Source organism: Pseudalkalibacillus sp. R45 (assembly GCF_052246725.1).
GTDB lineage: Bacteria > Bacillota > Bacilli > Bacillales > Fictibacillaceae > Pseudalkalibacillus.
Genome location: NZ_JBQQCL010000001.1, coordinates 949,111 through 962,374, shown reverse-complemented (window position 1 = coordinate 962,374; position 13,264 = coordinate 949,111). Strand labels below are relative to the sequence as shown.

At 43.2% G+C, this 13,264-nt stretch carries 11 protein-coding genes; 7 read left to right on the top strand and 4 right to left on the bottom strand.

The genetic code is table 11. The features are described from left to right. The first annotated feature begins 26 nt into the window (after positions 1–26). Both ACTWQL_RS04500 and ACTWQL_RS04495 read left to right on the top strand, forming a co-directional pair. Positions 27–2,000 carry a BglG family transcription antiterminator gene (locus ACTWQL_RS04500; RefSeq protein WP_443141207.1) on the top strand — a complete coding sequence of 658 codons (1,974 nt, stop codon included), beginning with the start codon at positions 27–29 and terminating at the stop codon, positions 1,998–2,000. 154 nt (positions 2,001–2,154) lie between these two features. After that, entirely contained in the window at positions 2,155–3,021 is an 867-nt protein-coding gene (locus ACTWQL_RS04495; RefSeq protein WP_443141206.1) for a carbon-nitrogen hydrolase family protein, read from the top strand. 211 nt (positions 3,022–3,232) lie between these two features. Here the strand turns inward: ACTWQL_RS04495 and ACTWQL_RS04490 are convergent, their stop codons facing one another. After that, positions 3,233–4,906, bottom strand: a complete 1,674-nt coding sequence (locus ACTWQL_RS04490; protein WP_443141205.1) for a sigma-54 interaction domain-containing protein — start codon at positions 4,904–4,906, stop codon at positions 3,233–3,235. Positions 4,907–5,096: 190 nt separating this feature from the next. Here ACTWQL_RS04490 and ACTWQL_RS04485 point away from each other — a divergent pair, with 190 nt between their 5' ends. From ACTWQL_RS04485 to ACTWQL_RS04475, 3 genes are all read left to right on the top strand, one after another. Next, positions 5,097–6,104, top strand: a complete 1,008-nt coding sequence (locus tag ACTWQL_RS04485) for a proline racemase family protein (RefSeq protein WP_443141204.1) — start codon at positions 5,097–5,099, stop codon at positions 6,102–6,104. Between the two features lie 308 nt (positions 6,105–6,412). Then, on the top strand, positions 6,413–7,297 hold the full coding sequence (locus ACTWQL_RS04480; RefSeq protein WP_443141478.1) for a dihydrodipicolinate synthase family protein: 885 nt from the start codon (positions 6,413–6,415) through the stop codon (positions 7,295–7,297). A 27-nt stretch (positions 7,298–7,324) separates the two neighbouring features. Then, the gene (locus tag ACTWQL_RS04475; protein WP_443141203.1) at positions 7,325–8,764 is read left to right on the top strand and encodes an aldehyde dehydrogenase family protein; all 1,440 of its coding nucleotides are present in this window, start codon (positions 7,325–7,327) and stop codon (positions 8,762–8,764) included. Positions 8,765–8,824: 60 nt separating this feature from the next. Here ACTWQL_RS04475 and ACTWQL_RS04470 read toward each other — a convergent pair whose 3' ends face one another. The 3 genes from ACTWQL_RS04470 to ACTWQL_RS04460 are packed head-to-tail and all read right to left on the bottom strand — an operon-like array spanning position 8,825 to position 10,655. Beyond that, entirely contained in the window at positions 8,825–10,057 is a 1,233-nt protein-coding gene (locus ACTWQL_RS04470; protein WP_443141202.1) for an NAD(P)/FAD-dependent oxidoreductase, read from the bottom strand. Then, positions 10,050–10,385, bottom strand: coding sequence for a (2Fe-2S)-binding protein (locus ACTWQL_RS04465; RefSeq protein WP_443141201.1), 336 nt, complete (start codon positions 10,383–10,385; stop codon positions 10,050–10,052). The genes ACTWQL_RS04470 and ACTWQL_RS04465 overlap by 8 nt, the downstream gene beginning before the upstream one ends. Then, entirely contained in the window at positions 10,386–10,655 is a 270-nt protein-coding gene (locus ACTWQL_RS04460; protein ID WP_443141200.1) for a (2Fe-2S)-binding protein, read from the bottom strand. A 362-nt stretch (positions 10,656–11,017) separates the two neighbouring features. Between ACTWQL_RS04460 and ACTWQL_RS04455 the strand changes: the two genes are divergently transcribed. Both ACTWQL_RS04455 and ACTWQL_RS04450 read left to right on the top strand, forming a co-directional pair. Continuing rightward, positions 11,018–12,196: an NAD(P)/FAD-dependent oxidoreductase gene (locus tag ACTWQL_RS04455; protein WP_443141477.1), complete on the top strand. Its 1,179-nt coding sequence runs from the start codon at positions 11,018–11,020 to the stop codon at positions 12,194–12,196. Further along, entirely contained in the window at positions 12,186–13,208 is a 1,023-nt protein-coding gene (locus tag ACTWQL_RS04450; protein ID WP_443141199.1) for a proline racemase family protein, read from the top strand. Before ACTWQL_RS04455 ends, ACTWQL_RS04450 begins: the two co-directional genes overlap by 11 nt. The last annotated feature ends 56 nt before the right edge of the window (positions 13,209–13,264 follow it).

Here is a 13,264-nt window from a genome sequence, read left to right as displayed (position 1 = left end):
GTCGGATTAGAAGGGAGGTTCATTTTATGGTATTCATCAACGCGCGATTGAAACAGATCATTAAAGAATTATTGGTACATGAAGAACCGGTGACAGGAGACTATCTATCAAAAATTCTAGGGGTTACATCAAGGACTGTACGGAATGATATTGCCTCATTGAATCAAGAATTGAAAAAGATCGGCGTCCAAATTGATGCGCAACGAGGTGTGGGGTATTTCATCGAACCGAAACCCGATAAAGAAATTCAAGATCTGATTGAAGAATTGTTCCAGATCGATCAACACGTCGAAAGTGATGTACCGGTACTTCCCGAAGAGAGAGTGCTCTACATTTTGAAAAGCATCGTCATGGCAGATGATTTCATTACAATCGAACAATTGGCGGATGAATTGTTTGTCAGTAAATCAACCGTTGATAATGACTTGAAACAGGTCGAAAAGCTCTTAAGCAAGTTCGATGTCTCTTTATTCAAAAAGCCGAACTATGGCATCAAGCTCGTCGGCGATGAAATGAATATCCGCTTTTGTTTATCGGCCTATCTATCTGATTTTAAAAATGAACAAGCCGTTAATGCCGATGAGGATAGTCCTTCGGTTATTGAGGGAATCGACATCGATCTGATCAAAGCCATCACGAAGAAACATATCAAACAGCTGCCGTTCAATATTGCTGATCTACCTCTCAACAATCTGATCATGCATATTGCGATTGGGATCCAACGAATCAAAAAAGGGAAAAGCATTCAGTTAGGATCCATCGACATGGAACATTTAAAAGAACAGAAGGAATTCTTTGTCGCTTCGCATATCGTAACATCCCTGGAAGAGGCTTTTTTCATCAAAATTCCGAAAGAGGAAGTCGCTTATATCACGATTCATCTACTGGGCGCAAAACAATTTCAAGATGGCCAGCTTTCTGAGGATGATTTCGTTAGGTTGATTGGAGAAGGGAATTACCAGCTGATCCTTGAAATTTTGGCTGAAATCAAACGCGTGTATCGGATCCAACTCGATGACGACAATGAACTCATTTATGGTCTCGGTTTGCATTTGCGATCAGCGTTGAACCGTTTGAAATACAAAATGAACCTCCAAAACCCGATGTTGAAGGAAATCAAGACGAGTTACCCTTTTTCATTCGAACTCGCGATTGTCGCTTCGGATGTAATCCGGAGTAAGCACGACCTGACGATCAATGAAGATGAAATCGGCTATATTGCGGTTCATTTAGCAGCAGCGATCGAACGGATGAAAAACAAGAAAAAGCGTGAGATCAAGAGGGTTGCCGTTGTTTGTTCCTCGGGTATGGGGACAGCAAAATTGCTGGCGGCAAGTATCGAAAGCAAATTCCCTGGATTAACGATCGTCGGGACCTATCCATCATATTCATTGACAGACATCGAAGAAGAGGTGGATCTGATCTTAAGTACGGTGCCGATCAATGAAGACAGCGCTATCCCAGTCCTCCAAATCAATGCATTGCTAACCGAGGATGACGTCGAGAAGGTCAGAGGGTATATTTCGAGTAAATACTTGAATGACGATAAGGAAAAATCCTTTGAGAAATTGCAGAATTTATTCAGCGAAGATTTGTTTTTTCCTGAAATCGATAAACGTGACCCGATCGGAATTATCAAGACGATGTCGTACACCCTGGAAGTAAAGGGTTATGTGAATGAGGAGTATGTCGATTCAGTCTTGGAACGGGAAGAAATATCGCCCACTTCGATCGGCAATCTGGTCGCGATCCCACACCCGATCAAACCGAATGCGCTGGATTCCTGCATCGCAATCGGAATCCTGAAGAAGCCGGTCCAATGGGGAGAACATACGGTCCAATTCGTCTTGCTCCTCGCCTTGAATGAAAAAGACAAAGAAGAATTCAGCCCACTGTTCAACAGACTATGGCACATCGTCCAGGATAAGAAGCTGGTCGCCGAGCTCTGCAAAACCTCCAGTTTTACAGAACTCATGGCGAAGCTGGAGCGAGGGAAGTGATTGGGGACGGTTCTGCTGCTTCCTGGTGAGTGACTAGGTGGCGTTGGGGAGTGGCCTGGGTGGAATTGGGGACGGTTCTACTGCTTCCAATAAGGAACAGTTGATCAGTTTTTAAAGGAAAATGGAATTAATCAAGGGTCAGGAGGTTATTTTTGTGGTGAAAATTGCAATTGGCCAAATTACGCCAGAAACAGGACAGAAGAACAAAAACCTTGAAAAGATGAAACGATATGTTGAAGAAGCTGTTGAAAGCGATGCGAGATTAGTAGTTTTCCCAGAGCTTGCGTTGACAGGTTACAACTGTGGCGATGATTTCTTTCAAGTGGCTGAGCAGATTCCAGGAGAAGCAACACACTTTTTTGAAGAGCTAGCTTCTGAACATGGCGTATATATTATCTGGGGGATGCCGGAGAGAAGTTTGAACGGAATCCTTTATAATGCGGCTGTGTTGGTGGGGCCAGAGGGTTATATCGGTAAATGGAGGAAGAATACGCTTCCGGGACATGCAACCGATCAAGCTGGACCTGGTGCTTTTCCTGACAGAAGGTACTTCAAGGTAGGAGAAGACTTGCCGGTTTTTGATACGGCTATTGGGAAGATCGGTGTGTTGATCTGCTATGATATCTTCTTTCCAGAGTTAGCCAGGATGCTGACATTGAAAGGCGCAGACATGATTGTTGGCATCTCAGGATCACCCTCATTTGAAAAGGATATATTCGAGCCGATCGTCAAAGTGAGAGCTATGGAAAACACCGTTAATTTCGTCTACACGAACCTGGTCGGTAAAGAAGGCGAAACCGAATACTGGGGCGGCGGTTGCATTATTGGAGCAGGGGATAAAGAAACGAAAGTCCCTGGTACACCGGAACTGTGTAAAGCTCCTTATGAAGGGGAAGGAATTACAGTTGGAGAGCTTGATATTCAACAGCACAACCAGATCCGCCCTTTCTTCCCGGTGCTGAGAGATCTGACGACGAGAATGTATGAACGGCTGGGAGAATTGCATAGGAAGATAACTTGATTGGGGACGGTTCTCGTGCTTCCTCATGAGGTGACGCTTGGGGACGGTTCTGTTGCTTCCCCTGCCTTCGGAACGGTGTCACATGGAAGGGGCTAAGTTGTCGAATCTCTTTTTTTGTGTTTTTTAGGTTGTTACTGGAGTGTAGGCGAGTATTGAGAGAGAACCCCCTGAAATGAGAGCTCTCTTTAAGGGGGGGGGAATTGAAAAAAGGTTATGAAAATGGGATATTCAACCGTTTCATCCTGTTATAAAGAGTGGCTCTGGTAATGCCTAAAGCATCAGCAGTGACTTGTTTTTTACCAGACATTTTTTTTAGTGTATTTATGATGATTTCCTTTTCACAACCCTCCAGTTGTTCTTTTAATCCTTGATCGCTGTGAGGATTCACAAATCGTCTTTTTTGGTGTTCTTCATCCAGGAAAGGCAAGTCTTCTCTCTGAAGTACTCCATCAACAGAAAATACAACCAATCGTTCGATAACGTTCCGAAGCTCCCGGACGTTCCCGGGCCAGGTGTGGTTCAATAAATCTTTCATGATTTGTTGAGAGATGCCATGGATCGGACGGTGATACTTTGTGGAGAATTCATATAAAAAGTAGTGGGTCAACTCAATGATGTCCTCGGTCCGATCTTTCAGAGGGGGGATGACAAGGTTGACGACATTCAATCGATAGTATAAGTCTTCTCTGAATTTCCCTTCCGTTATCAGTTTCTTCAGGTCCTGATTTGTCGCTGCAATGATGCGGATATCGGCTTGGAGTTCTTTAGTTCCGCCTACTGCATAATAAGACCTCTCTTGAAGGACCCTGAGAAGCTTGACCTGCATCTCAAGCGGCAATTCACCGATTTCATCGAGGAAAAGTGTCCCTCCCTTAGCCAGTTCAATCTTCCCTTTTTTCCCTTTCTGATCTGCGCCTGAAAACGCCCCTCTTTCATAACCGAATAACTCGCTTTCGAATAAAGAAGACGGGATTGCGCCACAGTTGATCGGAATGAAAGGGGATGATTTTTTCTCTCTAAGATCATGTATTGCCTTTGCAAACAGTTCCTTCCCCACACCACTTTCTCCCTGGATCAGAACCGTTGCATTCGTCGAAGCGAGACGTTTTGTTTTGTTGATTGTTTTCTTTAAAGATCTGCTGCTCCCTCTGATTTTTTCAAAAGGGTTGGTGGATAAATTCAATTCAGCTACCTGTCGTTCCAGGTGGTGGAGTTTTGCGGATGTTTGGGACAACTCCTGATTTAGCTTGACTTGACTCGTTATATCGATTTCAGAAGCGACGGCACCAATTGTTTTTCCATCTATCTTGATGGGGGCGGTATTGATCAATACAAAACGGTCGGACCTGGCCAGGTGTTGGTGTCGGTGAAGTGCTTTTCCCGATTTTAAAGTCTCCAATATTTCAAGCTTGTCCTTCTCAAAAAAATCAGTCATCGGTTTTCCCAGTATTTTTTCTTTATTTATGGAGAAGATTTCTTCCGCTTTTTCAGTCCAAACCCTTACGATTCCATTTTTGTCCACTACTGAAACGGAGGCTTCCATCGTTCCCATGATGGCATCGTAGTAGGCAGATAAGCATTCATAGGAAAAATGAAGCCTTCTGAAAAATGTATCCCGATCGATATAACCGGTCGGGTTATTCTTTTGATTCCTCACTAAGACAAAGGGATAGGCAGTCAAAAGTCCAATCAATTCCTCCGTACTGCAATCTGAAGTTATCCAGGTGCTTTTCTGTACACTTTCTTCCTTGTACTGGGAAAAAAGTTCGCCATTTTCATAGAAAAAAGTCAATCGTTCATTCATATTTGCTTGTTCAGCCTTTTTTTCTTGAAATATAAAATCCTTCTTAAGCAGCTCATCAACCTGTGGCTGTTTATAAGGCATCCCTTCCACCTCCCCGAATGTAAAAAAATCAATCCATCGTTATAAATAATACACCTATTTTTTATTGAACTATAAAAAAAACAAAAGATTTTGTCAATTTCAGTCACTTTTGTCCCCTTTTAAAAAGAGTGGAACAATTCTTGCATTGTTATTTATGAATAGAAAAAAGCTGCTATAAGGAGTGGTTGAAATGGAATTCAAGCGAATGTTAACGACAGTTGATACGCACACAGCGGGTGAACCATTAAGGATCATTACAGGTGGATTGCCGTTGATAAAAGGGGATTCGATTTTGGAGAAAAGAGCTTATTTTACAGATCATCTGGATGTGATCCGGACGATTCTGATGCATGAACCAAGGGGCCATCATGGGATGTACGGCTGTATCGTGACCCCGCCGGAAAATAAAGACTCAAATTTTGGCGTATTATTCATGCATAATGAGGGTCTAAGTACGATGTGTGGACATGGGATCATTGGCGTCGTCACCGCTGGAATCGAAATGGGGTTCCTCGAAACCTATGGGCAAGGATCTTCCATTTATACCATTGATAGCCCGGCTGGTAAAATTACCGCAGAAGCTGTATATGACAATCATAAAGTCTCATCAGTGTCCTTCCTCAATGTGCCATCCTTTGTCTATAAGGAAGAATTTGAAATCTCATTAGGGCATAAAACCTTTAAGGTGGATATCGCTTTTGGCGGAGCGTTTTACGCGATTGTCCAGGCAAAGGACCTGGATTTGCAAGTGGAAATCCAACAGCTTTCCAAAATACAGAAATGGGGCAAATCAATTAAAGAAGAAATTGAAAAGACACTTGATGTGAAGCATCCTTTAGAAGATAAAATTCAAGGGATCTATGGTGTCATTTTCTCGGATCAACCTGAGAAAAAGGAATCGAATTTACGAAATGTCACTGTGTTTGCTGATCAACAAATCGATCGATCACCATGTGGAACCGGAACAGCAGCAAGAATGGCCGCTTTATATCAAAAAGGTGTTTTAAAAGAGAACCAATCGTTTGTTCATGAGAGTATCATTGCAAGTCAACTGAAGGGTGAAATAATCGAATCTACCAAAATTGGAGGATTCCAAGCGATTATTCCAAAAATCAGTGGATCCGCATTCATTACGGGGAGTCATCAATTTTTCATCGATCCTTCTGATCCCCTCTCGGAAGGTTTTTTACTAGGATGAACAGAGAGCGCTTTGATATTAACTGCCTTAAGATTACGTGCGAGTCATGTAATCTTCTTTCAGTTCAACAAGTGTATAAATTATTTTACATCGTCTAAAGGATTTTACATCATTATCACGGTTTTGTTTATCTAACCATTTTGGTGCATTTAAAAAGTCCCCTTGATATTCTTGCGAATTGGGTTTTAGCTTCATTAAGGCTTGTTAATGCCAGGTTTTCTTTAGATGGCATGAATCTTGCAATATTTTAAGGTGAATGGGGTCGATTCTGTTCGAACCTGCATAACCAACAGAAGGGAGTATTTATGATGAAACATTTTGAAGGGATCCATGTTGCACTGGTAACACCGATGACAGAGAACCATGAAGTTGATTACAGAAGGCTCTACGAAATTTCGAAGTGGTTGATTGAAAAGGGTATACACGGTCTGATTCCAGGAGGTTCACTTGGAGAATATGCCGTACTATCCGATGACGAAAGAGCTAAGGTTGTAGAAACTGTCATCGATGCTGCAAAAGGTCGTGTACCTGTTTCAGTAGGTTCCGGGGCTCCGGCAACCAGTCAAGTCGTAAAATGGTGTGAACATGCAAAAGGCCTTGGAGCATCAGGAATCATGGCGCTTCCACCGATCAATTACAAGCCATTGGAACATGAAATCGTAGAACACTATCGCCAGATTTCTAATGTTGGTTTACCAGTGATCGCCTATAACAATCCTAGAGATTATCCGACTGATCTGACACCTGAATTCTTAGCAGAGTTAGAAAAAATCGAAAATGTGGTCGCTGTTAAAGAATTTTCCGGGGATGTCCGAAGAGTTCACGATATTTTAGAAAAGACCAGTCTGGAGGTTCTGATCGGAGTTGACGATCTTTCCCTGGAAGGACCTTTAATGGGGGCGACAGGTTGGATTGCCGGTGTCCCTAACGCGCTTCCTGAAGAGTGTCTTGAGTTGTTTCAATTAGCAAGGGAGGGTAATGTCGAAAAGGCGTTGCCATTGTACAGAAGCCTTTTGCCATTGTTCCAATACGATGCAATCCCTCAATTGGTACAAGCCATCAAATACATGATGGAGCTTAATGGCCAGCCAGCAGGTCCGACAAGACCGCCTCGGTTAAAGCTGGATGATAAAACCTACCAGGATATCAAACACTTTTTTGATAAATCCCGAAGCACCTTACAAAATCAATAATCTTTTTTGAGGGAGGATGTAAATCAAATGGAAACAGCAAACTGGATCGGAGGAGAATGGATCAAACCCAGAGGTCAACAACGTGATGTCTTGAATCCTTCAAATCTATCTGAAAAAGTCGGTACCATTCACTTTTCTGAAGAAACAGATGTTATAGAAGCTGAGGCTGCTGCAAAAGAAGCTTATCGGAAATGGTCCTCAATGCCTGGGGCGAAGAGGGGGGACGTACTTTACGAGATGGCAGCAGTGCTGGAAAAAAACTTGACAGGAATTGCTGAATTAGCAAGTTCGGAAATGGGGAAGCCCATTACGGAAATGAAGGGAGAGGTTCTCAGAGGCGTCCAATTGCTTCGCTATTATGCAAGTGAAGGTGTACGATCACAGGGAAATCTCGTTCCCTCTTCGGATGTGAATGTCTTGCAATACACGAAGCGTGTTCCATTAGGCGTAGTCGGGCTCATTACACCATGGAATTTTCCTGTCGCTATTCCGATCTGGAAAATGGCTCCAGCGTTGATCACCGGGAATACAATTCTCTGGAAGCCGGCTGAGCCTGCCTCTCTAACTGCTTTCCATTTAGGGGAGCTTTTTGCTGAAACGAGTTTACCTGATGGTGTCGTGAATATCGTAATCGGTAGAGGCAGGGATGTAGGTAATGCACTGTTGGAAAAATCGGAAATGAATGCTGTCAGTTTCACAGGTTCCACCGCAACGGGTCAAAGAGTGGCTTCGATATGCGCAGCTCGGAATATCAAATACCAAACTGAGATGGGTGGAAAAAATGCAGCCATCGTGTTAAGAGATGCAAACTTTCAGAAGGCAGCATCCATGGTGGTAAGCGGCGCGTTCCGTTCAGCGGGGCAGAAATGCACAGCGACGAGCCGTATCATTGTTGAAAAGGAAGCCTATGAGCCATTTGTCGAAGCGTTAAAAGCGGAAATGAAGCCAATCAAAGTCAATCATGCCCTGGATAAGGATGCCTATATGGGTCCTGTGGCATCAAAAAGTCAATTTGACAGTGTATCTGAATATCTTTCAGTTGCAAAAAAGGAAGCAGAATTGGTTGTTGAAAAAGAAATCGAGCAAGGGAACGACAATGGGTATTTTATAAATCCAATGGTTGTGACAGGGATCAGCCCCGATCACAAACTCGTGCAGGAGGAGGTCTTTGGACCGCTTGCGGTGATCCTTACCGCTGAGGATTTTGAAGAGGCGATATCATTGGCTAATCAAACCGTGTATGGTTTAAGCGCATCGCTTTTCACTCAGGATCTGTCCAAGGCTCACCGATTCCTTGATGAGGCTGATGCCGGAATGGTAAGAGTGAATCAAGAAACCGCAGGAGTTGAATATCAGGCACCGTTCGGAGGGATGAAAATGTCAAGTTCCCATACCCGTGAACAGGGGCAGGCCGCTCTTGATTTCTATACCACTCTAAAAACATGTGCGATTAAACATACATTTTAAAAACTTTCCTATAAATAAGGGCTGACCCATTGGTTTATTTTGGGTCAGCCCCTTTTAGCTTCATACGTAATTTTCATCCCTTTGAATTTTTTCCTGGTGGTGATGATTCCAAAGTCTTTCTATTTTTTTTCTTCCGTTTTGGATATCTGGATGAAATTGGATGATCGATTTCTCTCTTATTTCATGTACATGCTCCACTGCTTTTGTCATTTCTTCGAGGTTGATCCGTTCCGTCACTTTTTGTGAGATTGATAAACCTGCTACGACTCCCTGTGCCATCGCAATCTTGGCACTTTCAATACCCGTGATATTACCTGCCACATAAAGGCCCTCCACAGGAGTCTCCATCCTTTCGTTGTGTAAAGGAATGTGACCACCCAACTCCGGAATGTAATGGAATGGACATCCTGAAATCGCAGCCAACTCCACAAGTGGGTATAGTCCACCCGCAATACACACGAAATCAGCCTCCACAATTCGTTCAGTACCTGGTACAGGCTCTCCATCCACGTTCAATTCAACTACCTTTACACCTTTCACTTCTTTGTCACCAACTATTTCGACGACAGCCTGTTTCAATTGGATCGGAACACCCCATATTTTCAAGCCTCTGGATGGATAAAAGTTCAATCCGATTTTTCTTAATGCTTTCAAACGCATCAATTTGGCTCCCCATTTCATGATGAAACCGGGAGCCAAATGGGCGGCTTCTGACAAATCATCTATTATTTTAATCGGGTTGGAAGAATCTGCTGATAACGCATTATGAGGCGGAAGCAGGACTCTATCGACTTGGATGCCTGCCAAATGGAGTTCTCTCATGATTGCAAATGAGAGTATATTCATGCCCACAATAATCCCCTTTTCACCAACCTTTACACGATGGACATTGGTCATCACCTGGGCAGCACCGATCGACATCACACCGGGAAGTGTCCAGCCAGGAAGAGGTAAAGGTGTTTCGGCCGCCCCTGTAGCCAAGAGGATGTTAGCGGAACAGAACTTGCCTTTGTTTGTAAATACATCCCATTTCCCTTTATTATATTTTAAGTTATGGACTGATACACCAAGTTTAACGTCTACGCCCAGGTTATGCGCATTGGAATCCAATATAGAAGCTTCCTTCATACCATTCCACCATTCTCCATCTGCTTCTTCATGGAGCTGTCCCAATAGCCTTCCACCTGGTTTCATGAATTCATCAAGTACCAAAACTTGCAATCTATTACGAGCGCACGTATTTGCCGCTGTCAAGCCTGCAGGTCCTCCACCGATGATGATAACGTCAATCATGCCATGAACCTCCTTTTAATGGAGTTGGATATTGGGTGAGGCTTTCAATCTTCATTCCATCTTCTACTAAAGTAAGGCACGCACGGACTGTTTCAGAGTTCCTGATTTTGACACGGCATTCGAAACAATGTCCGATATTGCAGTAGATTCCTCTAGGATTCCCACTTTCCTCATGGTGTCGAAGTGTGCGGATACCATTAGCCAGTAAGGCGGAGGCGATCGTATCCCCCTCAATAGCCTTATGATTTTCACCATTGAATGAAAATGAAATCTCCTTATTGTCAGCCAAAGTGTCCAGGATAGGATGGTTTACTATTCTTTTATCCATTTATATATCACCAAGATTCTTGAATGTAATTGGCCGAATAGGCGGCTGATATTTTAAAGGTATGGAATCTGAAGGTGGATTTTCCCCTTCTTTTTGGCTTATCAAAAGGTCAAGACTGGATCTGCAAGTCCTTCCTCCACAAACTCCCATTCCTGCACGTGTACGTAGTTTCAATTCGCGTGCAGAACACTGGAACGTATCGATCGTGCTAAGTAATTCTTCAAGGGTCACTTCTTCACAACGACATACTAACGTTTGATTTTCTCTCATGTCAGTCCCTCCTTATCAGTTATATTCATGCAAGAATCAAGCCAAAAAAGTAGAAAGCTAAGATTCTCTATTTAACAGTGTAAGGTATGGATTCATTGCTATTTTCATAGCTTGATATCGAAAGTTGCGTCAAATTATTTTGACATAATCTAAATTCTTTTACATTTAAAGAAAGTATAAAGTACTTTCTGCAATATCAGTGCCAACTAAGGCTCACCCTGCGCTAATGGCTTGGCTTTGCCGACTTTTCTTTACATGAGTTTTTCTATCAAAAGCTGATGTGGCATCATTTTAAACTTGGCACAATAATTGCATTTTAAATAACTGACTATCAGAAAAAGGATCGATATGATATGCAAAATATGACAACAGAAGTAGCCGTTATAGGTGGCGGGATTATTGGTGCAGCTGTTACCTACTATCTGACTCAATCAGAAATGGAAGTGTTGGTTCTCGAAAAAGGAGAGCTGGTGAGTGGAACCTCTTCAAAATGCGACGGGAATATTTTAGCGATTGATAAGGATCCAGGCTTCGACAGTAAAATGTCTTTGGAAAGCCAAAAGTTGGTCAAGGAACTCAGTGAAAATCTTGAGCTGCCGTTTGAGTATAGATCTCCAGGAAGTATTTTAGTTTGTGAAACGGAAGAAGAGATGGAAGCTGCAAGCAAGTGGGTCAACCGTCAAAGGGCAGCAGGATTGTCTTTTCGAATGCTTGATCGTCAAGATATCCGCCAGGAATCCCCTTATTTCGCTGATGATCTTCCAGGTGGGCTTGAATGCGAGACAGATGCAACTGTCAACCCTTATATGCTTGCTTTTTCTCTCTTTCATGATGCCAAGAAAAGGGGGGCAAAGCTTTTCCCGAATACGGAAGTCAAAACGATTAAAAGACAGAATGATGGCACTTTTAAAATTGGAACAACAAAAGGGACAGTTACAGCAAATAAAGTGATCAATGCTGCGGGGGTTTGGGCGGACCATATTGGTCAAATGCTTGATGTCCCTATTCCGATTGTGCCAAGAAAAGGGCATATCATTGTAGCCTCCCGCAGTTCTCCTGTCGGGACGCGGAAAGTGATGGAGTTCGGCTATCTGATCTCTAAATTCGGGGGAAAGCGTCGAGTCGAAGAAGACATCGAAAAATATGGAGCTGCACTCGTTTTCGAACCGACAGAAAGTCAAAATTTTTTGATTGGAAGCAGCCGCGAGTTCGTTGGATATGATACGTCAGTTGATTTTGAAGTTGCTCGATGTGTTGCAAAAAGGGCGATCAGATTCTATCCGAAAATGTCTGACATGATGGTGATACGAACTTATGCTGGGCTTCGGCCCTGGACAGAGGATCATTTGCCGATCGTCTCGCCAGTTGAAGAAGTACCAGGCTTTTATATTGCTGCGGGTCATGAAGGAGATGGGATCAGTTTAGCTGCTATTACAGGAAAAGTCATTACACAACTTGTAATGGGAGAAAAGACAACCATCCCCGTCGAACCATTGAGCTATAACCGATTTAAAGAGAAGGTGGAAAAAAATGAAGGCTGATAGACTGTTTACGACAATTGATACCCACACTGGAGGAAACCCTACACGGACTGTGATCAGTGGATTACCTAAGTTAGAAGGCCAGACAATGGCTGATAAAATGCTTCAAATGAAAAGTGATTACGATTGGATACGGAAATTACTGATGTACGAGCCTCGCGGCCATGAAGTGATGTCAGGAGCATTGATGGTTGAACCTTGCCACCCTGATGCGGATATTGGTGTCATATATATCGAAACCGGAGGATACCTGCCCATGTGCGGCCACGACACCATTGGTTTTTGTACGGCTCTAGTTGAAACAGGCATGATCGAAGTGAAAGAACCAAAAATCGAACTTACTTTGGACACTCCTGCAGGTCTGGTTAAAGTGACCATCCAAGTGAATGATGGTCACGCGGAAGAAGTGACGTTTTGTAATGTGCCTTCCTTTTTGCTGAAGAACGTTACTGTTGATGTTCCGACGATCGGTGAAGTGAATTGTGACATTGCTTATGGGGGGAACTTCTATGCCATCACAGATGCCGAGAAAATAGGGCTATCATTAGTTCCTTCCAATGCGAGTAACATCGTTGATATTGCAGTTAAACTGCGAGATGCGATCAATCATGCGACTGAGGTTGTCCATCCTGAGTCGAGCTTCATAAAAGGATTGACGCATATTGAATTTTTTTCCAAACCTTCGAACCCTGAAGCAACCGTAAAGAACACCGTCATCGTACCTCCTGGTGGAATTGATCGTTCCCCATGCGGAACCGGTACATCTGCGAAGCTGGCGACATTATATGAACAACAAAAAATCGAAGTAAGTGAACCCTTCATTCATGAAAGTATAGTCGGAACCCTTTTCCGGGGAAGAATTCTTGAAAAGACAAAAGTCGGTAGCCTCCCTGCTGTATTGACGGAAATTTCCGGCAGGGCATGGATCATGGGGAAACATACCTTTTTTTCAAACGTAGAAGATGAGCTTAATGAAGGATTTCTATTAATTCCTCCTATGGAGGATCATTAATAAATCAACATGCAGAGGGGGGGGGGAAAGGGATTTTCGGTAAATGGGACCTAAGC